This is a genomic window from Clostridium sp. KLE 1755 (assembly GCF_000466465.2).
Classification (GTDB): domain Bacteria; phylum Bacillota; class Clostridia; order Lachnospirales; family Lachnospiraceae; genus Eisenbergiella; species Eisenbergiella porci.
The window spans coordinates 1-21,478 of record NZ_KE992732.1 but is presented as its reverse complement, the minus strand read 5'-3'; the positions used below and the strand labels follow the sequence as shown (position 1 = coordinate 21,478).

At 50.5% G+C, this 21,478-nt stretch carries 18 protein-coding genes; 5 read left to right on the top strand and 13 right to left on the bottom strand.

Going from position 1 to position 21,478, the window contains the following annotated elements:
* Positions 1-43 precede the first annotated feature (43 nt).
* The 4 genes from HMPREF1548_RS17185 to HMPREF1548_RS17170 all read left to right on the top strand — a co-directional run bounded on the left by HMPREF1548_RS17185 (position 44) and on the right by HMPREF1548_RS17170 (position 2,977).
* The gene (locus tag HMPREF1548_RS17185; RefSeq protein WP_198168644.1) at positions 44-1,063 is read left to right on the top strand and encodes a phosphotransferase enzyme family protein; all 1,020 of its coding nucleotides are present in this window, start codon (positions 44-46) and stop codon (positions 1,061-1,063) included.
* A 28-nt stretch (positions 1,064-1,091) separates the two neighbouring features.
* Positions 1,092-1,400: a cupin domain-containing protein gene (locus HMPREF1548_RS17180; RefSeq protein ID WP_021637648.1), complete on the top strand. Its 309-nt coding sequence runs from the start codon at positions 1,092-1,094 to the stop codon at positions 1,398-1,400.
* 115 nt (positions 1,401-1,515) lie between these two features.
* Positions 1,516-2,286 carry a nucleoside phosphorylase gene (locus HMPREF1548_RS17175; protein WP_035322675.1) on the top strand — a complete coding sequence of 257 codons (771 nt, stop codon included), beginning with the start codon at positions 1,516-1,518 and terminating at the stop codon, positions 2,284-2,286.
* Between the two features lie 184 nt (positions 2,287-2,470).
* Complete coding sequence (locus tag HMPREF1548_RS17170; protein ID WP_021637646.1) at positions 2,471-2,977, top strand: helix-turn-helix domain-containing protein; 507 nt, start codon at positions 2,471-2,473, stop codon at positions 2,975-2,977.
* 98 nt (positions 2,978-3,075) lie between these two features.
* Here HMPREF1548_RS17170 and HMPREF1548_RS17165 read toward each other — a convergent pair whose 3' ends face one another.
* The 7 genes from HMPREF1548_RS17165 to HMPREF1548_RS17135 form a co-directional block, all read right to left on the bottom strand.
* On the bottom strand, positions 3,076-3,492 hold the full coding sequence (locus HMPREF1548_RS17165; RefSeq protein ID WP_025488257.1) for a pyridoxamine 5'-phosphate oxidase family protein: 417 nt from the start codon (positions 3,490-3,492) through the stop codon (positions 3,076-3,078).
* Positions 3,493-3,590: 98 nt separating this feature from the next.
* Complete coding sequence (locus HMPREF1548_RS17160) at positions 3,591-3,947, bottom strand: winged helix-turn-helix transcriptional regulator (protein ID WP_021637644.1); 357 nt, start codon at positions 3,945-3,947, stop codon at positions 3,591-3,593.
* 42 nt (positions 3,948-3,989) lie between these two features.
* A complete protein-coding gene (locus HMPREF1548_RS17155; protein WP_021637643.1) occupies positions 3,990-4,697 on the bottom strand; it encodes a response regulator transcription factor in 708 nt (235 codons plus the stop codon).
* Positions 4,694-5,833: a sensor histidine kinase gene (locus HMPREF1548_RS17150; RefSeq protein WP_021637642.1), complete on the bottom strand. Its 1,140-nt coding sequence runs from the start codon at positions 5,831-5,833 to the stop codon at positions 4,694-4,696. The genes HMPREF1548_RS17155 and HMPREF1548_RS17150 overlap by 4 nt, the downstream gene beginning before the upstream one ends.
* A 34-nt stretch (positions 5,834-5,867) precedes the next feature.
* Positions 5,868-6,518, bottom strand: a complete 651-nt coding sequence (locus HMPREF1548_RS17145; protein ID WP_021637641.1) for a potassium channel family protein — start codon at positions 6,516-6,518, stop codon at positions 5,868-5,870.
* Positions 6,519-6,524: 6 nt separating this feature from the next.
* Positions 6,525-7,874, bottom strand: a complete 1,350-nt coding sequence (locus HMPREF1548_RS17140) for a TrkH family potassium uptake protein (protein ID WP_021637640.1) — start codon at positions 7,872-7,874, stop codon at positions 6,525-6,527.
* Between the two features lie 144 nt (positions 7,875-8,018).
* The gene (locus HMPREF1548_RS17135; protein WP_021637638.1) at positions 8,019-8,546 is read right to left on the bottom strand and encodes a hypothetical protein; all 528 of its coding nucleotides are present in this window, start codon (positions 8,544-8,546) and stop codon (positions 8,019-8,021) included.
* A 497-nt stretch (positions 8,547-9,043) separates the two neighbouring features.
* On the opposite strand from HMPREF1548_RS17135, the gene HMPREF1548_RS17130 reads away from it, so the two are divergent.
* Positions 9,044-9,664, top strand: a complete 621-nt coding sequence (locus HMPREF1548_RS17130; protein WP_035322673.1) for a flavodoxin family protein — start codon at positions 9,044-9,046, stop codon at positions 9,662-9,664.
* An 88-nt stretch (positions 9,665-9,752) separates the two neighbouring features.
* Here HMPREF1548_RS17130 and HMPREF1548_RS17125 read toward each other — a convergent pair whose 3' ends face one another.
* From HMPREF1548_RS17125 to HMPREF1548_RS30080, 6 genes are all read right to left on the bottom strand, one after another.
* Positions 9,753-11,111 carry an SPFH domain-containing protein gene (locus HMPREF1548_RS17125; RefSeq protein WP_035322704.1) on the bottom strand — a complete coding sequence of 453 codons (1,359 nt, stop codon included), beginning with the start codon at positions 11,109-11,111 and terminating at the stop codon, positions 9,753-9,755.
* 202 nt (positions 11,112-11,313) lie between these two features.
* On the bottom strand, positions 11,314-12,771 hold the full coding sequence (locus tag HMPREF1548_RS17120; protein ID WP_021637635.1) for a GntR family transcriptional regulator: 1,458 nt from the start codon (positions 12,769-12,771) through the stop codon (positions 11,314-11,316).
* Between the two features lie 16 nt (positions 12,772-12,787).
* Positions 12,788-16,780, bottom strand: a complete 3,993-nt coding sequence (locus HMPREF1548_RS17115) for a PAS domain-containing hybrid sensor histidine kinase/response regulator (RefSeq protein WP_276945858.1) — start codon at positions 16,778-16,780, stop codon at positions 12,788-12,790.
* Positions 16,781-16,796: 16 nt separating this feature from the next.
* Positions 16,797-19,388 carry an EAL domain-containing protein gene (locus HMPREF1548_RS17110; protein WP_021637633.1) on the bottom strand — a complete coding sequence of 864 codons (2,592 nt, stop codon included), beginning with the start codon at positions 19,386-19,388 and terminating at the stop codon, positions 16,797-16,799.
* 202 nt (positions 19,389-19,590) lie between these two features.
* Positions 19,591-20,649, bottom strand: a complete 1,059-nt coding sequence (locus HMPREF1548_RS17105) for a YeiH family protein (RefSeq protein ID WP_035322701.1) — start codon at positions 20,647-20,649, stop codon at positions 19,591-19,593.
* Positions 20,650-20,979: 330 nt separating this feature from the next.
* Positions 20,980-21,478, bottom strand: a 499-nt coding sequence (locus HMPREF1548_RS30080; protein ID WP_021637629.1) for a GH32 C-terminal domain-containing protein, incomplete at its 5' end; no start/stop codon positions are given.

The following is a 21,478-nucleotide window of genomic DNA, read 5'->3' as shown; positions in this document are numbered from 1 at the left end:
AATAATAAATATGACAGGCTTTTAAACATTGGAGGTATTCCAAGTGGAGCTAGAAAGTAATCTGCTATTGTCCCAGGCCAAACAGCTTTATCATATAACACCACTGCGGGAAATAACTACCGGATATTCAGGCGACAGCATTTTTGAGGCCGAATCCGGATTACGCCGCCGTATCCTGAGGGTTGCTGAATTCAGTAATAAGAAAGAGGCTCATGTGGAATTTGAGACGCGCTGGACAGAATATCTGGCGCTAAGAATGGAGGGCATTGCCAAACCGGTACGGAGTGTAAACAACCGGCTCTATGAGGTGGCCGGGGCCGGCGGCAAAACCTACATCCTGTCCCTGCAGGAAAAAGCGCCGGGAAAAATTGTGGACATTAACGACCCTAAAGAATTTAATGAAGAGCTATTCTTTCAGCTTGGTATGCTGATGGGCCGTATGCACAAACTGACCATGTGTTACGAAGGAAACCAACGCTGCCCCGAATTCAAATGGAATGGCCCGCATTTCTGGCGCAGGAATATTGCGATACCGGACGAAGCTGTGCGTCAGGGAGAAAAGAGATTCCTGGAAGAACTGGAACAGCTTCCTATCGGAAACAAAAATTATGGGATTGTCCATTTTGATATCCACACCGACAATTTTCTTGTCGAAAACAAAAGAATAACCTTAATCGATTTTGATGCCTGTCAGTTTAACTGGTATGCTGCCGATATGGCGAGTGCAATGTTTTTTATGGTGCAAAAAGGGGCGGGGCCGCTTAAAAATCTGACGGAAAAGGAACGTACCAATTTTGCCGAAGCTTATCTGCTCTCCTACCTGAAGGGATATCTTCAAACCAACACTATCAACGCTTACTGGATTGGGAAAATGGATTTATTTATGCGCTATCAGATGATTGATGAGTATGTGGCCGCCCAAACAGGCTGGCCGGAAGAATCCGCTCACCTGAAGCAATGGTATCTGAACTGGTATAAGGAAAGAATTGTGAAGCATTTGCCCTATGTATTTATAGATTATGAAAGAATCCTGAGGAATTTACCCGATCTGAAAAAAATATAAACTAAACTTAATCAAGGAGAATCGTATTATGTATAATTTTATTACACCGCCCAACCACATAAATTTCAAAGCGAAGAAACTTTTTGGAGCAATGGGAACAATTATTGATGGCTCGATAGCATACGTCGATTTAAATGGCGGCGGCCCAACCGAACAGCATACGCATGAACATAATCACCTCTTTATTGTAACTCAGGGTGAAGCAAAAATAAAATTAGCGGACAGCGAAGTTGTGGTGAAAAAAGACGAAGCGTTTCTTGTGGAAGGTAATATTCCGCATTCTGTATGGAATAACCTGGAATCCGAAACAATAATGATCGGAATTTCAGTTAAATAGATTTTGGTTTATTGGATTTAACCTCAATTACTGCCGGAATTGAGAACATATCTTCACAATCAAGGTGCCTGCAGCCAGGCTGGATAATACTGAATTTATGGAGGAAAACAGAACTATGGGTATCATCAAACATGAAATACCGATTTTAGAATTTGATACCGAGAAAACAGCAGTCATTAATCCTACGCATGACAGACTCGACCTGAAGCTTCCATCGAAATGCGTATTCGCATTTCTTGGGGAGTACATCGATGAATATGCGAAAAACAGTGAGACAAGACAAGTAGAAACCTTTATCAGCGCTACCAAGCAGTATCCAATTTATGTAACAAAATATATGGATACGGACATTTGCCTTTGCCAGGCTCCCGTAGGAGCGGCGGCGGCCGCACAGCTCATGGATTTCCTGATTGGCTATGGCGTAAAAGAAATTATATCCGCAGGCTCCTGCGGAGTGTTGGAGGATTTTCCGGAAAGCACTTTCCTTGTTCCATATAAAGCGTTGAGAGATGAAGGAACTTCCTATCACTATGCTCCGCCGTCGAGATTTATTGATATAGACGAGAAAGCAAGAAAAGCCATAGAGAAAACTATTTTAGAACACAAAATGAATTACCTGGAGATTATTACCTGGTCTACTGACGGCTTTTTTCGTGAGACTAAGGAAAAGGTCGCTTACCGAAAGGAAGAAGGCTGTTCAACGGTGGAAATGGAATGTTCGGCGCTTGCCGCCTGTGCCAGGCTTCGTGATGTCATTTGGGGAATGATACTCTACACCGCAGATAGCCTTGCAGATGCCGAAGCGTATGATCCGCGAAACTGGGGCGGCAACGCCTGTGAATATGCATTAAAGCTGTGCCTGGATGCCGTATTGAAAATAGGGTGATGTGCTTAAAGATTTGGGATCCGGGCCAGGGAAATTGATACCTGTTGTCCTGATGAGGGCAGAGTTTGTATTCATGAACTGCACATACCGTGTCTGGTATCGGAAAACACGGCATTTCCCGCTTTGTGTCGTGTTTTTTTCATTCGATTTGTTCTATGATTGCTGTTGAAAGGAGGAATACCCGGTGGATCAGAAAAAAATCGGAAGCTTTCTGAAGGAGCTTCGAAAAGAAAAAGGCCTTACCCAGGAACAGCTGGCAGAATTGATGTATGTTTCTGACAGAACCGTATCCAGATGGGAAACCGGCAGCAATATGCCGAGTCTGGATATCTTAATCAGGATATCCGATTATTATAATGTTGAATTGAGTGAAATACTTGATGGAGAAAGGAAAAGTGGGAAAATGAATAAAGAATTGGAAGAAACCGTATTAAAGGTAGCAGATTACAGTAATGATGAAAAAATGAAAATGATGAAAAAACTCCATATTTTTTCATGGATCGGAGTTGTAAGCTTTCTCATCTACCTGGCTTTGGATATAACCGGCCTTGCCGGCCAGGGAATTACGGAAGCCATAGCTTCCTTCTGCAGCGGACTGGCTTTGGGGATGTTAATTACCGCCGTGCTCTATACGAGTAATTCCATATATAAAATTAAGGCCTTTAAAAAGCGCCTTTTGGGGAAAAAATAAAATTGCTTTCTCAGCAGATAAGCGGTTCTGGTTATCTGCTGACAATAGATACGGGCCGAAAAACATTTATGTTTTCCGGCCCGTACCTGTTTCGACTGTCAGATTTCAAAGGTTTCCGATTTGAAATTACTGTAATATCTTCCCTCGGCAGCCGTAAACCGCAGGACGCAGTAATCCGGATCCGTGACACCTTTCGGGTAATACATGGTATCCCCTTCTCTCCAAATCATTTCCTTACTCTCGCTGTCCTCCAAAACCTCCATCGTCCCTTTGAGCATAACGCCCCTGAAGAAGCGCCTGTCGCAGAAATAAATACAGGCTTTTGGGTTATCCCGATACTGCGCCGCTCTCATGGATGATGTATTCGTAGTAAAATAAAAGGTCCTGATGCCCTCTCTTTTACGCGGCGGCAGCATGGCCTTGGTGTTCGGAAAGCCATCCCCGTCCACGGAGCTGATAAAAGCCACCCCTTGCTTATCAATCAGATTTCCTATTGTGTTTTCCGCATTTTTCATCACTCGCCCTCCTTTTCCCCCATTATAACTGGCTGCCTTCCTTTGGTAAAGTACACACTTTTTAGTAACTATTAAATGGCAGTTATAAAGGGCCTGCGTCACAGCAGGCCCTTATCCCTCAATAAATCCGTTTTATTGTCTTCCACCATAATCTCAATCCCCACCTCCTGCATGATGGTCACGGCGCCGAAAATCTTATGACCGCGCGGCGTCAGGAAATATTCCACCTTCAGCGGATATCCTTCATAGGTCTTTTTCTCCACCACGCCGCAGGATTGCAGTTCATTCAGGTGCTGAAGCAGCATTTTCTGGCTGATTCCTGCAATTTCTTTTTTCAGGGCGGACAGGGAAGCAGGCCCTTTGCTCAGCTGCCACAGGATAACAGGCTTCCACTTTCCCTTAATCATATCGTGGGTTAATTCCAGCGGGCAGGTATATTCCTCACGCATTTTCATTTCCGCTCACTCCCTTTCCGGCGGCGGCCGCCCCATTTCCCTTTATTCCGAAAACCGGTACCCCACGCCTACCTCTGTAATAATAAACCGCGGGTTGGTGGTATCCTTCTCGATCTTCCGCCGCAGCGTCGCCATGAATACCCGGAGGCTGTTGGGATCGCCGCCCTCCCCATATCCCCAGATTTTACTCTGGATATAATTGTGTGTCAGGACCTTTCCCCGGTTGCTCACCAGAAGCGTAAGCAGCTTATATTCAATGGGCGTCACATGGATTTCCTTCCCGTCAATAAACACCATGCGTTTCACAAAATCAATCCGCAGATAATCACATTCAAAGCTTTCCCCCAGATCGCTGCCGCCGCTGCTCTGCTCGGATTTCCGGATAGCAACGCGGATTCTTGCCAGCAGCTCGCCCATATGGAAGGGTTTCACCACATAATCGTCGGCGCCCAGATCCAGCGCTTTAATCTTCTCGCCTTCCTCCTGCCTGGCCGATACCACGATGATCGGCTTGTCCGAATTGCTCCTGATATGCTCTATGACCTCCATGCCGTCCATATCCGGCAATCCCAGATCCAGGATGACCACATCCGGGTTGTTGGCATAGCTTAAGCCGATGGCCTCCCTCCCGGTGTCCGCCTTCAGATAATGGTAGCCTTCCTGCTTTAAACTCATGCAGATAAAATTGGATATATATTTATCATCCTCCACAATAAGGATGCTCACTTCTTTTTCACTGTTTTCCATCATTGCTCCTTTTCCGGCAGATGCCCGTCGAATGGCAGGTAAAACCGGAAGCATGCGCCTCCTTCCTCCCTGTTGAGAGCCTCAATCGTACCGCCGTGCGCCGTGACTATGGCCTTGCAGATGGCCAGCCCCAGGCCGATTCCTTTCCCCGTATCCCGGTTCACCGGCCGGAAGGTCACAAACTCATCAAAAATCCTGTCCTTAATTACCTCTTCGATCCCCGTACCGTTATCCTCTACGGAAAACCAGACCCCTTCCGGGGCCGCCTCCGTTTTTATCCGGATAAAGCCGTCCTCCTTCGTATGCTTGATGGCGTTGTCCAGAAGGTTGATGATCACCTGTACGATCATCTTTCCATCCATTTCCACCAAAAGCATCTCCTCCGGGATGTCTATTTCCACCCGGCGCTGCTTCCTCCGCCCCTTCACATAAGAAAGCGCATTGTTAATCACATCCTCCACGGCCTCCGGCTTTTTCTCCACCACCAGCTTGCCGCTGTCAATCTTGGTCATATTCAGGATATTTTCCACCAGCTGGATAAGCCAGTCCGCCTGCTCATTGATGTCCTTGCCCAGGCTCACAATGCTTTCCCGGTCCATTTTATCCCCTGACTCCGCGATCAGGCTGCTGGCCCCTGCAATCCCCGTAAGAGGCGTCCGCAGATCATGGGAAATGCTGCGCAGCAGATTGCTGCGCATCTGCTCTTTTTCCATGGCGAACTTGATTCTCTCCTGCTCCATGGTCAGCTGCTCCGCCAGCTGCTCATTCTTCCTCGCCACCTCCACCTGATTCCGGAACCGTACCGTCAGGTTGGAAGATATGAGCGCCGCCACAAGAAAAAAGATGAGCAGAATCACATCATCCTGATTGGATATGGAAAACGTACGCACCGGTTCCGTAAACAGGTAATTGAATACCATAACGCTGACAATGGAAGCGATTACGCCATACTGGTACCCATTCGTACAATAGGCCACCAGAAGCACCCCCACAATAAAAAGCATCAGTATATTTTCCTTACCGATGCCCAGCCCGTGAAGCAAAAAAGAAAACAGAGAGGTAATGAGCATAATCCCCGCCAGCCGTCCCGCATACCGGATCTGATATAATCTCAAAAACCTTTCCATTTTCTCTTTCACAATAAATCCTCCTGAAACCTGTGTTGTCTCTATTCTATAGATGTTTCAGGATTTTATCAATATCTTTTTTACGGCCAATTACCATCAGGTGCTCTTCCGCGCGGAATACATGGTTCGCTCCGGGGAGGAAGCTGGTCTCGCCGTTGATTTTCGTACCGATAATGCTGCTGTTGAGCCTGGCGCGGAAATCCACCTCGCCGATTGTTTTTCCAACCCATTCCTTCAGGGGAGGGATTTCATAGATGGAATAGTCCTCATCCAGCTCGATATAATCAAATACATTATCAGCAGAATAGCGGACGGCCACTCTTTCCGCGATATCACGCTCCGGGTACACCACTTCGTCCGCGCCGTTTTTTAAAAGGAATTTTGCCTGGATATCCCTGGTGGCCTTGCTGACCACGAACCTGGCTCCCGCCTCCTTCAAAAGGCTGGTGATTTCCAGGCTGCTCTGGAAATTGGTGCCGATGCACACAAAGCACAGGTCAAAATTTCCCACACCCAGGCTGTGAAGCACCTCTTCATTGGTACAGTCCCCTATTTTGGCACTGGTCACCAGAGGAAGCAGAGCCTCCAGGGCCTCCTCCCTCTGATCCACTATCATGACTTCATTTTTCAGCTCCAGCATTTTTCGGGTTAAATGCTGCCCAAACCGCCCCATGCCTATAATCAATACTGTTTTCATCTTATCTTATCCTATCATTACTTTTTCTTCCGGCAGCTTTATGGGCGCCACCTTTTTGCGTTCCATAAAGGACAGGGCAAAGGACATGCTGCCGATACGTCCGCAGTACATCAGCAGGACAATGACAATCCGGCTGGCCGCGCTCAGATCCCTGGTAATGCCTGTGGACATGCCCACCGTGCCAATGGCGGAAAAGACCTCAAAAACCACATCCTCCATTACCAGCTGCGGCTGGAAATAAGGGATGGCTATGGACGCGATAATCGCCATGCACAGACTGATTACAGCCACGTCGCTGGCTTTTCTCACCGCATCGTCCTCCAGCCTTCTTTCGAAAATATTGCAGCCTCTGGCGCCGCGCAGGTTGGACCATACATAGATGAGAAGCACCACAATGGTGGTGGTCTTGATGCCGCCTGCCGTGGATCCGGGACTGCCTCCGATGAACATCAGAAGCACGGTCAGCATCTTGGAGCTGGTGGTCAGCCCCGCCGTATCTATGGTATTAAAGCCCGCAGTACGCGCTGTCACGGAGCTGAAAGCGGAGGTGAGTACCGTTTCCTTTACGGACATGCCTGCCATCAGGTTATCCTTTTCAAACAGATAGATAAAGAAAGCGCCTCCCACAATGAGAATCGCCGTACAGGACAAAACAATTTTAGTATGCAGCTTGTATTTCTTTATCTGCCATTTATTTCTGCAGATATCATCCCAGACAAAAAAACCGATGCCGCCGATTATAATCAGTCCCATAATCGTTACATTAATCAGCGTATCATCCGCATATGAGGTGAAGGAGGAGTAAGGGCCTTTGCTTGTTCCCATCAAATCAAAGCCCGCATTACAGAAAGCGGATATCGCATGGAAAATACCGAAATAAATTCCCCGCAGCACCCCGAATTCCGGCACAAACCGGAACGAAAGAAGAACCGCGCCCGCCATCTCTATAATACAGGTGCCGATGAGCGCCTTACGCACCAATCTAACCACGCCGCCCACCTGGCTGGTATTCATGCTCTCCTGAAGGATTCCCCTTGTTTTCAGGGAAATTTTCTTATTCAGGAACATGGCGAAAAGCACGCCAATGGTCATAAAGCCCAGTCCGCCCACCTGAATCATGAGCAGGATGATACACTGTCCGAACACACTCCAGTAGGAAGCGGTATCCACCACAACAAGGCCTGTCACGCAGGTGGCGCTTGTTGCCGTAAACAAAGCGGTAAGGGGCGTAGCCATCTCACCGCTTCTTGTAGCCGCAGGCAGCATCAGCAGAAGCGTCCCTACGGTAATTACCAGAAAATATCCCATCGCAATTATCTGTGCCTGTGTCAGTTTGTTTCTGATATAATGAAACATTTCCCAATCCTTTTCCTTTTATTATTTTTTATTGTTATTTCTCTGTAACAGTTCAGGCAGGTTTGCGCATTCACTGCGCAAACCGTGAGAAAACGTGGTGGCAGCAGGCATCCGCCCATACCCACAGTCACGGGGCTGTGCTGCTCAGGCATTGCTGCCTGAACTCTGTCTTTCAAAAAGATGATACAATCCTTCGGGCGTCGCTCCCGTTTTTTCCAGGACCCTGATCCGGTTCTCCAGGTAAATCCCCCGGTTTCCCGATTCATTACAGATGCCGTACAGCTGCTCCGCCCCTGCCAGGCGGTTTGCCATGCCGCACAGCAGCAGGTTATGGTAATCGGAACCATCCAGGGCGAACACCGTCATCCCCGGCGCGCCGGCCACCTCATGCCATCGGGAGGATACATCCGTCAGCTCTTCTCTTGCAGCGCTGTCAAACTCCGGAATCCGCAGGCAGCTGATACCGTTTTCCTGGAGCTTCTTTTCAAACAGAATGGCAAGCTCCCCTTCGCCTCCGATGAGCACCTCGTAATCATCGTCCGGTGCCGCACCCTTCGGCCGGAAATGGTATCCCTTCAGGATCTCATCCATATGTCCTGTAAAAACAAAGCCTACAATCAGCAGATATGCAGTCAATGCGGTCAGCAATAAAATATTTGTCAGAATCGTCATTTCATGATCGCCTCCTTGCCTTTTTTCCGTATCCACAGCTTTCCGGATACGAAAAAGGATGCTCGCTTAAACTCTTTTCTTAATTTAAGCATAGCATCCCGGGCATTAAGATAGTCTTAAGATTGCTTCTATGGCATTAAGATTCCAATAAGATTCGTGTACCTGAAATTCTCCAGCATTTATGCGGGTTTCAGGCACTTTCTACAATGACTTCAAGTCTTTTTTCAAGAGGTTTTGTCACAAATTAATCTTAATTCTGACGCACTATATACGTATATCCCGTCATTCCCTATAGCTTTTCTTAACACAGCCCCATTAAGGCTGTCGGAATCTGTCATTAAGTTTCAATCTCCATAAAGTGCGTGTTGCTTTTGATTATTTTACTGTCAATTTTCGGCTGTAGCGCGCTATAATAATAAGATAAGGGAGACCGGCGTCTGTTTTCCGGCCCTGGAGAGTCCCTGCCTGATTATATTATGAAAAAAGAGGTACATAGCATGAAGGTATTATTAATTAACGGAAGCCCCCACAAAAATGGCTGTACATTCACTGCACTGTCCGAAATTGCAAAGACCCTGCAGGAATGCGGCGTTGATTCTGAAATTTTCCATATCGGCGCCGCTCCCATCCGCGGCTGTATGGGCTGCGGCGGATGCGCCGGAAAGGGGAAATGCATCTATGAAGACACTGTGAACACCGCTATCGAAAAGGCGGCGGAGGCAGACGGCTTTATCTTCGGTTCCCCTGTTCATTACGCTTCTGCGGGCGGAGGCATTACCTCCTTCCTGGATCGGATGTTCTATGCCGGGAAAAGCAGCATGGTTTACAAGCCCGGCGCAGCCGTGGCAAGCTGCCGCCGCGCCGGATCCACTGCCACGCTGGATCAGCTGAACAAATATTTCACCATCTCCAACATGCCCCTTGTGGGTTCCTCCTATTGGAATATGGTGCATGGAAATACCCCGGAGGAGGTGCTTCAGGATAAGGAAGGTCTGCAGACCATGCGCAATCTCGCCAGGAACATGGCTTGGCTGCTGCACTGCATCCAGGCGGGTAAGGAAGCCGGAATCCATGCGCCTGAACCGGAAAGAGGAAATACCACCAATTTTATCCGGTAACTGCGCATCCAGGTTATAACATTGAAAAAAGCAGGAAAGCCGGCGGCCTCCCAAACAAGGCCCGCCAGTCACTTCCTGCTTTCTTTTTCTACTTCACATCCCCGTCGTCAAACCTGTCGCCGCATTCCGGGCAGAATTTCGGCGGATGAGCCGGATCCTCAGGCTCCCAGCCGCATTTGTCACAGCGGTAAAGCTTTGCGCCCGCCGGCCTGGGCTTTCCGCACTCCGTACAGAATTTTCCTTTGTTTACCGCGCCGCAGGAGCAGGTCCAGCCGTTATCTGACGGCTTCGGCTTTCCGCATTCCGCGCAGAAGCGGCCCGTATTTCCCTGAGCGCCGCAGCTGCAGGTCCAGCCGCCGGCAGCCTGGGACATGCCAGCCCCTGCCTGGGATGCCGTGCCCGCCCCTGTCTGGGGCGCCGTATTGTTTTGTCTGTTCTGCTGTCCCATTTCAAAAAGCTGGCCCGCATTTATTCCGCCTGCATTGGCTGCCATATTCATTCCCGCAAAGGCCATCATCGGCCCGGCAGCCTTATTTCCTGCCGCGGTTTTCATCGCATCGGCCTGCGCGCCGGTGATTGTTGCAGCCGCCATGTTGGGATCCCTGAGCACCGCCGCCTTCTGCAGCTGCTTAATCATATCCTCATCCTCTTCCGACGCCTTCACGCTGCTCACGCCGAAGGATGCCAGCGCGATGCCGCGCAACTTCACCCATTTTTCGGAAAGCACCTGGTTCAGCGCCGCCGCGATTTCCTGCGTATGTCCCGGAAGGGAGCTATAACGGATTCCCATATCCGATATTCTTGCAAAAGCCGGCTGAAGGGCCGTCATCAGCTCACTTTTCAGCTGGCTGTCCAGATTCTCCCTGGAATAGGCCCCCTCCACATTGCCGCATACATTCACGTAAAAGCAGATGGGATCCACCACACGGTAGGAATATTCCCCATGGCAGCGGATGGCGATATCAATATCCAGCCCGATATTCCTGTCTACCACACGGAAGGGAACCGGATTGGCCGTGCCGTATTTATTGCCTACAATTTCCTTTGTATTAATATAGTAAACACGCTGATCCTTAGGCGCTTCCCCGCCGAAGGCAAACCGGATGCCGAAATTTTCAAAGGATCTCCGTATGTTTTCTCCTAAATCACCGTAAAAAACAGAGGGCTCGCTGGAGGTGTCATAAATGTATTCCCCGGGCTGGGCACAGATATCCACAACCCTGCCCTGATCCACAATCATCATGCACTGTCCTTCATTGACCGCAATGACGGAACCGTTGGAAATTACATTGTCGCTTCCTTTTTTATTGGAGCCTCTTCTTGAGGTTTTTTTGCTTCCTTTTACCGCAAGGATATTGGCAGGAATGGAGTCACAGTAGAAATACTCCTCCCATTGGTCCGCCATTACCGATGCCGCCGATTGTACTGCCGCTCTGATTAATCCCATTAAAACCGTCCTTTCTGCAGCTGCTGTCATGCCGCCGTACCATGCTCTTTCTGTTTCCGGGAATCAAGGCTGCACGCCGTTCCTTCCGGGTCTTTTGCGCCCCAGCCTCCTGTGCCGGCTGCCCCTCTGCCGCGGCATGCAGCAATATGTGTCTATTATATGTCATCCACCCTTTTTTTGCAAAAGAAACCGCCCGCCTGGTTTATATCGTTCCGGGAGCCGGCTGCCCCGGAGCCTGCCGCTCCATGGCGCCATGTGGATCCAGCACGGGAAAGGAATCACGGATAAAGGCCCGGAACTGGCTCTCCTCCGTCTCCACAATCCTGCGCCAGCTGTCGGCAAACTCCTCCGGCCGCCCGTTTTTCAGATATTCCACCGCCTGCTCCGTACATCCTGCATAAACAGAATGAAGGCTTTTCCCCTTCATACGGAGAAGGGAAAAGGGATAGCCCCAGGGAAGCAGCTCCCTTATTTTTTGATAACATTCGCGAACAAGGGCAAGGGGACATTTTTCCACAATAAAGGTTATACAAATCTCAAAACACAGATATCCTTTCCCCTCCTGTAAATACCAGGAGAAGCTTTCCCCCAGGCGCTTCTGCACCTCTTCTCCCTCCGCCCGTAACGTATACAGAAGGACCTGGCTGATTGTAAGGGCAAGCAGCTGAAGGCTTTCCTGATACAGCTCTATACCTTCCCTGATTTCCCTGCCCGCAGCCTCGATTTTCTCAGGCTCCGTACAGACGATTGTCCCTTTTCCGTGATAGGATCGGGTCATTCCCAGATCCTCCAGAATATCCAGCGCACGCCGGATGGTATTCATCCCCACGCCATATCTGTCTGCCATATGAGGAAGGGAAGGCAGGTAGCTGCCGGCCGGATAGCTGCCGTGGATAATCTCGCGGATAATGCGCGAGGCCAGGGAATACCGCCGCTGCGGCCTGCTGCGGAATACATCCCAGCAAAACGGGATTTGCTTTACCTGCTTTAAGGAAAATTCATTTTCCGCTTCGTCCATGAAGGCAAACAATTCCGAGGCGGCCTTGCCATAAGAGACCTCGAACCGGTTTCTCAGGGCTGAGATGACTTCTTCCTGTGACAGCTCTCCCGCATTCCAGACCTCAGTTTCCGCATCCGCTTTATTGTCCAGATAAGGAAAACGGATATACCGAATCGTTTCCCAGTAAAGATCCAGAATCAGCCGGTTGTTTAAGTTGGAAAGAACCATTATATAAAATGACACAGGCATGGACACAGCCCCCTGAAAAGGTTCTTCCGGCGGCCTGCAAAACCGATCCCATGTTTTTTGATCCATCCGCCGCAGCCCTTCCTCCCAGAGAGGCTCAAACAGAAGCTTTCCTGATTCCGCCAGGTCCATAATTCCGTTCCTTCTCGGCACGAAATACAGGGCCGCATTTTTGCGGAAGCTGACCCTGGGCGCTTCATAAATCACCCTGGCGGTCTTTCTCGCATCAATCCGGATATATCCCTTTTTTTCCAGGAGCGCCAACGCGGACCGCACGGTTCCGGGAGCCATGCGGAACATATCCCCGATTCTGGCAATCGACGGCAGGCTGTCACCGCAGGCATAATATCCATAGAGAAGCCTTGTTTCAAAATACTCATAAATAAGCTTATAAAGTCCGTTATCCGACTTCATCGTAAACCCTCGATTTTTATTTCCCTTTCTTCTTATTCGTCCGTCCAAGTATTCTGGTCAGCGTATTTTTCAGCATTCCCACATCAATGGGCTTGGCAATGTGGGCCGTCATGCCCGCATCCCGGGCTGCCTGGATATCCTCCGCAAAGGCATTGGCAGTCATTGCAATCACAGGAATTGTCCCGGCATCCTCCCTGTCGGTTTCCCGGATGGCGCGCGCGGCCTCATAGCCGTTCATCACCGGCATCTGAATATCCATCAGCACCGCATCATAGGTTCCTGCCGGCGCGTCACGGAACTCCCTCACCGCCTGGGCGCCATTTTGCCTGAGAACCGGCTCCGCACCGAACATGCGGAGAAGCTCGCTGATAATCTCCGCATTTATGGCATTATCCTCGGCAATCAGGAAACGGCGGCCGGCCAAAAGCGTGTCCGCCCCCGGCTCCAGAATTCCTGCATCCGTCTCTTCACTGACGTCGCTGTCCATTCCGTCCGCGCATTCACCCTCCAGTTCCACACAGAAGGTGGTTCCTTCCCCGACCCGGCTTTCCACACTTATCGTTCCGCCCATTAAATCCACAAGCCCCTTGGTTATGCTCAGCCCCAATCCGGTTCCTTCAATCCCCGCAGTCCTGTTGCTTCGGGTAAAAGGATCAAAAATATGGGATAAAAATTCCTCCGACATCCCAATCCCCGTATCGCGGACCGTAAACCGGTAGCGCGTATGCTCCGGTTCCCGGCAGGTCTCCAGTTCTTCAATCCGGAACTCCACCGTACCGCCCTCCGGCGTAAATTTCACCGCATTGCTAAGGATATTGATCAGAATCTGGTTAATCCGCAGGACATCCCCATAAAAACAGTCATGCCGGATATCCCCTTTGTTTATCACAAACCGCAGCCCTGCGCCCCCGGCCTGGGGAGCAATAATGGCCGACAGCTGTTCCACCAGCCCGGAAAGGGATATGCTCATCCGGTTCAGGGTAATCTTGGAGCTTTCTATTTTGCTCATGTCCAGAATATCATTGACAAGGCTCAGCAGATGTCTGGAAGACACGGATATTTTCTTCAGGCAGTCCGCCACCCTTTCCCTGTCATCCAAATGGGCGGCAGCCAGAGCCGTCATCCCCGTAATCGCATTCATGGGCGTTCGGATATCATGGCTCATGGCGGATAGGAATTCACTCTTTGCCTTGTTGGCTTCTTCCGCCAGGGCCAGCGCATCCTCCAGTATTTTCTTGGTCTGACGTTCGGAGGCCAGCATATCCGTCACATCCGCACGCACCAGGCAGATCGTCCTGTGATTGGCATCTCCCCAGAGTACATTGACCTGTTTATAACGCAGGCTGCCGTCATCTTCCTTGTAGGAAAAAAGGAAATCATAGCCTGACGGCTTTTCCCTGAGGTTTTTAAGCATCGTTTTTGTCCGGAAAAGCTCTCTGACATCCCGCTTCGCATCCTCTGAATCATGGCTGCCCAGGAAACGCATGATCGCTTCATCATAATTTTCCATGATAAACGGAGGAAGGTTCTTCAGCACCGTGTCCCTGGTATACATGGTCAGCCGTCCGCCGCTGCTAAGATCCACAAAGCCCGCCAGATCAAAGGTATAGGCAATCATATAAAGCAGCCCCTGCTGCTGCCTCACCGATTCCGTAATATCCGTCCTGGCAAGGCATACCCTTCCCAGCCTGAGATCCGTAGCGAAAACGGTCATATTTTTAATACGGATATCCCCGCTGTCATCTACCATGGAAAAGGAAAAGGCATAAGCCCCCTCCCTGCCCAGCTTCTCAGAAACTTTCTCCGGATTCAGGCTTTCCCAGTACAACTGTGCATCCTGCCCAACCACGCTGTCACGGATCATGGAATCTATCCATTCGGTATACCGGCCCTGCTGAGAAGGTACGCGGGAGGCGCCTTCATTACTGGAAACAAGCGTGCAGCTGTCCATGGACAAATCCACATCCAGCACATAGTCGTAGCCTGTAACGGACAGCTGATGCAAAATCCTGTCGGAAATGGTCTGTCCGGTTATATCCGACACTGTCAGTATCCCCGTCACATCTTTGCTGTCCGGCGTGGCAACCAGATTCATATTGATGAGGACATACCGTCCCCTTTCTTCATGAGGCAGCTTTACAAAGCATTTCAGGCGCCGCTGGGTATCCCCCCGGCGGAATGCCTCCAGGGAAGGTCTGTTCAAATAAATACCAAGAAATTCCTCCCGTTCCTGTTCATCCACCACCAGGCTGGAAAGGCCCATAAAAAACTCTTCCCTCACCGTACCAAAGGTCTCCAGCAGATTTGAACCGGTCCTGTCGATAATTTCCAGGATACGGTTCTGCGTAATATTGCAGTGCCCCATAACGAGCGCATTGGGATCAGGAGTACGGTAATGGCTGATAATCAGATCCTGATATTTTTTCCGAAGCCGCTCCTGTTCCTCCCGTTCCCTGGTAACGTCATGATAAACGGCATAGACCCGGCGCTCCCCGCCTTCATTCTGGATAAGGGTAAGGTTGTTTTTGACCCAGACATAGCTGTCCTTCCCTTTTTTCAGGCGGTAAACAATCTCGCAGTGGCTGTCGCCGCTTTTGATATAATCATTCATCCTTTTATTTACATAATCCCGATCCTCCGGATGGACGCCCACCATGGCATCCTCTTTGTAAAGCTCCCAGGCCTTGTCCAGCGGCATGTCGGTCAGAGCCGCAAAACCGTCCGACAGAAATTCCGGTATCATGCTTCCGTCCGGTTCATAATGCACCACCGCAATACCGCCCGGCAGATTCTTCACCACCGTTTCGAAGTATTCCTCAAGACGCTCCTTCTCTTTTCTCGTCCTCACCTCGTCCGTCACATCCCGGATATACGTCACATAGGCGGGAATCCCGTTCCATTCCGTTTCGTTAAAACGGGCCATGAAATAGCGGTCCGTACCGTCAATCCGCATTTCATGCTCAATCCCGTCCGGCTGATGGCACCGCAGGGTACAGAAAGAACAGGGCGCATCCTTGCCGTGCAGCGCCTCATAGCATTTCTTCCCCACGCATTCAGCGCCTTTGCTGAAAAGAGTCCTGGATTCATTGACATAAAGCAGATCATAATTATCCCTGTCAATGATATAAATCCCGTCCGCCGTTTCATTGGCAATGCTCTGAAAAAGCCTGGTTTCCTCGGAAATCCCCGTAAAAACAGCATAAAACCTCGTGCTTTCCGCCAGCGGCCCCATCCGCCTGCCATTCAAATGAATCCAGACCAGATGTCCGTCCTTATGGAACATCCGGTAGGAAACATCCAGCACGCCGCCGCTTTCCACTGCCTTTTGCGCCGCCTCAAAAACCCGCTTCCTGTCCTGTTCATAAATCACGTTCAGCGCATCCCTGCCAATCATCCGCTCATATTCCTCCCGGCTGTGGCCGGAAAGCATGGTAACGCCGTCGGAAAAATAAGTGGGGATAAAACGTCCCCCTTCTATCCGGTAGCTGGCAATCCCGCCCGGTATGGAGTTAATCAGATGATCCATTTCCAGCTGCGCTTCTTTCAGATCGGATATATTATGGAATACACAATGGAGCAGAGGGCAGCCGTCCTCTTCCCCGATCCATTTCATCCGTACCCGCACCCATACAATATGCCCGTCCCGGTGCTGCTTACGGAACTCAAAATCATCCACGCCATGGCTCCTGGCAACCTTCATCGCTCTGGATACCACCATTTTGGAATCCTCACAATAGGTCATTTCCGCCGCATCCCTTTTCACGAGCTCCCGGTATTCCTCCACCGTATAGCCGGACAATTCCGGCACACCATCCGAGAAATAGATGGTTTCAAAAATATCGGATACCTTATAGATGGCAACGCCCCCCGGTATGGCATTTATGATTTCCTGCATTTTTTCGTTGGCTTCCGAAAGTTCCTTCTTCAGCAGATATTCCGGGAAAGGCCGCTCCTTCAGGTCTTTATTGTCCATCCCTGTGCTGTCCCCCTGATATTCGTATTCCCCCATGATCTCCAGGCTCCCTTCACCCTTTCCAGAGGCAGCATCCGCCTTTATTGGCGGTTTTGGCACTATAAAGCGCCTCATCCGCCCGTTTTACCATTTCATTCAGGCCGTCTTCCTCATTACCAATCACAATTCCGGCAGAGCATGCCGGTACCAGGCCCTCTCTCCATCCGCTTTCACGAACCGCCCGGCAGATTTCTCCTCCCTTTTTAAGAGCCATTTCTTCGGAACGCATCTGCTTCATAACTACGACAAACTCATCTCCGCCGAACCGTGAGAGAATGTCTGTCCCCCTGGTATGGCAGCGGATAATTTCACTGAACTTCATGAGCATCCGGTCCCCTTCTCCGTGTCCGAAGGAATCATTGATGTATTTCAGGTTGTCCAAATCAAAAAGATATACCGCCAGAGGGCAGTCCTCCTTATGCAGGGCTTCCACGGACGCCTCCAGCCCCCTCCGGTTCAGAAGCCCTGTGAGGAAATCCCGGTAGGCTTCATTTTGAAGGGTGCGCTCCCGCTCCCTGGACGCTGTAATTCCCATGGCGCGCAGCGCCCGGTTCCACAGACTTTTCTGGGTATGTGGCTTTCCTGCGAAATCATCCACGCCCGCATCCAGCACCCGTTCCTCCAGCTGCGTATCTCCGGGGCCTGTGGCAATCACAGGGATGTTCCAGACAGATTTTTCCCGAAGCAGCACCTCAAGCACAGAAAAATTATCCGGACCGTCAAGCGTCATACTCAGGATCGCCACGGCAATTTTATTTTCATAGCTGGCAATGCAGGCCAGAGCCGCTTCCCCGTCGGCTGCCTCCACTACCTGATAGTTATTCTCAAAGGTCTTCTTCACCTGGCTGCGGTACTCCGCATCCTCATCCGCCACCAGGATCACGCGGGACCATTGCTCCACCCAGGGCCGCTCCTTCGCCTGCGCCTGCCCCTCGTCCACGGTGGTCCGTTCCTTCCTCAGGAGCGCTTCAAACTCTCCGCAGGGCATGGGCCTGGCAAAAAAGTATCCCTGTACATAATCGCAGCCGATTTCCCTGAGCCTCTCCAGCTGTTCCCTGGTTTCCACGCCTTCCGCGACCACGCCCAGGTTCATCCAGCGGGCAAGTCCCATAATAAAGCGGAGAATCCCCTGATTCACCGGCTTTGCCGTCTCACTCTGGATAAACTTCATGTCCAGCTTCAGAATATCAATGGACATTTTATTCAGCATGTTCAGGGACGAATAACCGCTTCCGAAATCGTCCATTTCAATCACGAAGCCCAGCTCACGCAGCCGGCCGATGGTATGGATGATCTGCGCCGGATTTTCCGTATAGGCGCTCTCGGTAATCTCCAGATGGAGGCGCGAAGGCGGGAGCCTGTGCCTGCGGATGGTGTTAAGCAGAATATCCGCAATGTCCGCGTTGTAAATGTCGGCACGGGATACGTTGACGGAAACGGAAAGCGGAGGATATCCCTTATCCTCCCATTCCCTCAGCACTGCGCAGGCCCGGTCCCAGACATATTGATCCAGCTTGGTGATAAAACCGTTCTTTTCAAATAAAGGAATAAAATACGCAGGGGACTGCATTCCCCATTCCGGATGGTTCCAGCGTACAAGCGCTTCTGCTCCGGCCAGCCTGTCATCCTTAATCCGGTACTTGGGCTGCAGATACACCTCAAACTGGCCCTCCGCCAGCGCCGCCTCCATACCGTCCGTAATGGCCTGCTCCCGCAGGAGCCGGCTCCGCAGCTGATCGTCATAGGCAGCACAGTATTTTCCGTACTGCCCCTTGATGCTGTTGGCCGCCAGCAAGGCCCGGTCGCACATCTGCTCCACGGAAATCCCCCTGTCGTGTATGGAATAAATCCCCCATTTCATCACAATATTTTTTGCATGGGAGAGGGAATTGATCTCCATTCCCAGCTCAATGAACATGTCGTCCGTATATTCTGCGGTATGCTCCAGCAGGCAGGCAAACTGATCCGCGTTAAAACGGCCGCAGATCCCCTTATCTCCCACAAGCCTGGTATACATGTCGGCCACGCCGCACAGGAGCCGGTCCCCTGCCGGTATGCCGAATATATCATTGATAAGCTTGAAATTCTCTATATCGGAGCACAGGATATCATACTTCCTGTCCGGATGCTGCAGCAGGATTTCCTTCACGCGCTGATAAAAAAACTCTTTGCTGTACAGCCCGGTCAGCCGGTCATACTGGATCATATTGATCACAGCCGCCGTTTCCCTTAAATTAATGATGCTCGCCACCCTGTGCAGTATGATCTGCGGACGGTAGGGCTTCGCCACGAAATCCGCCGCCCCATGGGAAAGCGCCGCCACCTCGTCGGATTCACCGTCACTCTGCGTCGTAACAATCACAGGAATCGAAGAATAGGCCTGATCCGCCTTTACATGAGCCAGGAAGGTATAGCCGTCCATGACAGGCATGATGATGTCCAGCAGGATCAGTGAAATCCCCTCCCCATACTCCTTCAGCACATCCAGAGCCACCGCTCCGTTTTCCGCCTCCAGGACCTGATATTCCGAGGATAAAATCTCGCTCAGCATCGCCCTGTTAATTTCGTTATCTTCTACCACCAGTATTTTTTTCTGTGAAATCATGTCTCCGCCCTCTGCATTATGTTTTCATTCCTGCCCAACCCACATATATCTAATAATTTTATCATACAAGAAAGGAATAAGCAATGCTGCGGAAGTTTAGAAACGGAATTATGAAATTTAATATCACCGGAACAACTAAAAAAAGAAGCCCTGAAAACCAGGACTTCTTCTGACGCAGTTCAGATATTGAAACCGTACCGTCTTACCAGATGCCGAGCATCTGCTGCAGGGTCAGGCTCACAAGGGCAATGGCCACCCAGCAGGTAAATCCAAGAGCAATAGGCTTGCCTCCTGTTTTTACCAGTTTTACCACATTTGTGTTAATTCCGATAGCCGCCATGGCCATAACGATAAAGAACTTGCTCAGCTGCTTGAGGAAACCGAAGATTTCATTGGCGGCTCCCAGGACAGGCCCGGTGCAGACAGAGGTGATAACAGTGGTAATGATGGAGGCAGCAACGAAATAGAGTATGAATGTGGGGAATACGTTTTTCAGGCTGACCGGCTTCCCTTCCCCCCGCATTTCTTTCTTTTCCTTCTGCATCCTTACAAAAGCAAGCATCAGCGAAACCGGTATGATTGCCAGCGTCCGCGTCAGCTTCACGATGGTCGCATATTCCAATACCGTGCCGTTCGTACCGTGCAGCGTATCCCAGGTGGAGGCCGCCGCCGTAACGGAGGAGGTATCGTTGACCGCAGTTCCCGCAAAGAGCCCGAAGCCCGTGTCAGTCAGCCCAAGTACCTTTCCCAGCGTGGGGAAAATAAGCGCCGCTATTACATTAAAAAGGAAAATAACGGATATGGCCTGGGCGATTTCTTCATCGTCCGCGTCAATGACAGGCGCTGCGGCCGCAATGGCAGAACCGCCGCAGATGCAGGAGCCGACGCCGATAAGAGCCGCCGTCTTGCCAGGAATCTTCAGAAGCCTGTACATGAGTATTGCAACCACCAGGGATGTGGTGATTGTGGAAATGATAACGGGGAGGGAAGTCATCCCCACCTTCCCTATCGTTCCCAGATTCAGGCCGAAGCCCAGAAGGATTACCGCATACTGCAAAATTTTCTTGGAGGTAAAGGCGATGCCTCCACTGACAGAAGACTTGTCCCTGATGGCAATTGCCAGCACCATTCCCGCTATGATCGCTATAACCGGAGCTCCTATCACCTCCAGGGCCCCTACCTGCCTGACCAGCAGCCAGGAGGGAAATGCAACCAGAAAGCACAGTAAAATTCCTTTTCCATTCTTTTTCAGAAAGTCCATGATCCACCTCATATGTTTTTTTCTTCCAGATTATATCGGCCCGGAATAATAATGTAAATTTATTTATATTTATATAATGATAAAAAATATTTATGGGAAGTCATAATACACAATTCATTTCCGGTCAATATTTCGTTTTCGATCCATCTTGCATAAACGTCAGGTACAATTTCTGCCAACTGTGCATAAATCCGGGCACCAAAAAAACTTCCTCCGCAGGAAAACACCGTGTTTTTCTCTTCGGAAGAAGTTTTCACATTTTGCAGCCGTAAAGCCCTGCGGCACGGGAAATATGCCGGGCAGGCGGGAAGGCCGCTTTTTATTTTTTAATTATTCAGTCTCCTGACACATGGGCCAAAGAACTCCGGCTTTAGCGTATACGCCTTCCACGAGAAGGCGCCTGGTATCCTCCGTCGGGTAGAAACGGGTGGTAAACACTGTTTCTCCATGGTTGACATAAATCTCTATCAGGGATGTATCTGCCAGGATACGTACTTCCTGTATACCGGAGATCAGCGCCCTCCGCTGCGTGCGTCCCCTGCCGGCGCCGATCTGTCTGCCGGCAACAGCGTCCGTGAAGGAAAGCACCGCCTCTTTTCCGTCCCAGGTAAACCTGAGAGCGTCTGCAATCGTAATTGACAGTTTACTGTCTTTTACACCGCTGGCACCGGCGCCTCCTTTTTCATCCACAGGGACTATCAAATCAAAGGCGGGAGCGCAGTACACGGCTTCCCCGGCCCTCACCTCCTGCCGTTCGCCGCGCAGGGCTTCCAGCTCGGGAACCGGATACTGGAGCAGGCGGCCGTTTTGTTCCCGGATGACCCGCGGG

Bases quoted from the DNA above. Each gene is read 5' to 3' on its own strand.
- HMPREF1548_RS17180 (WP_021637648.1), top strand. From the start codon at position 1,092: ATGTATAATTTTATTACACCGCCCAACCACATAAATTTCAAAGCGAAG.
- HMPREF1548_RS17175 (WP_035322675.1), top strand. From the start codon at position 1,516: ATGGGTATCATCAAACATGAAATACCGATTTTAGAATTTGATACCGAG.
- HMPREF1548_RS17165 (WP_025488257.1), bottom strand. From the start codon at position 3,492: ATGAAAAATGCGGAAAACACAATAGGAAATCTGATTGATAAGCAAGGG.
- HMPREF1548_RS17160 (WP_021637644.1), bottom strand. From the start codon at position 3,947: ATGAAAATGCGTGAGGAATATACCTGCCCGCTGGAATTAACCCACGAT.
- HMPREF1548_RS17155 (WP_021637643.1), bottom strand. From the start codon at position 4,697: ATGATGGAAAACAGTGAAAAAGAAGTGAGCATCCTTATTGTGGAGGAT.
- HMPREF1548_RS17145 (WP_021637641.1), bottom strand. From the start codon at position 6,518: ATGAAAACAGTATTGATTATAGGCATGGGGCGGTTTGGGCAGCATTTA.
- HMPREF1548_RS17140 (WP_021637640.1), bottom strand. From the start codon at position 7,874: ATGTTTCATTATATCAGAAACAAACTGACACAGGCACAGATAATTGCG.
- HMPREF1548_RS17135 (WP_021637638.1), bottom strand. From the start codon at position 8,546: ATGACGATTCTGACAAATATTTTATTGCTGACCGCATTGACTGCATAT.
- HMPREF1548_RS17130 (WP_035322673.1), top strand. From the start codon at position 9,044: ATGAAGGTATTATTAATTAACGGAAGCCCCCACAAAAATGGCTGTACA.
- HMPREF1548_RS17125 (WP_035322704.1), bottom strand. From the start codon at position 11,111: ATGGGATTAATCAGAGCGGCAGTACAATCGGCGGCATCGGTAATGGCG.
- HMPREF1548_RS17120 (WP_021637635.1), bottom strand. From the start codon at position 12,771: ATGAAGTCGGATAACGGACTTTATAAGCTTATTTATGAGTATTTTGAA.
- HMPREF1548_RS17115 (WP_276945858.1), bottom strand. From the start codon at position 16,780: ATGGGGGAATACGAATATCAGGGGGACAGCACAGGGATGGACAATAAA.
- HMPREF1548_RS17110 (WP_021637633.1), bottom strand. From the start codon at position 19,388: ATGATTTCACAGAAAAAAATACTGGTGGTAGAAGATAACGAAATTAAC.
- HMPREF1548_RS17105 (WP_035322701.1), bottom strand. From the start codon at position 20,649: ATGGACTTTCTGAAAAAGAATGGAAAAGGAATTTTACTGTGCTTTCTG.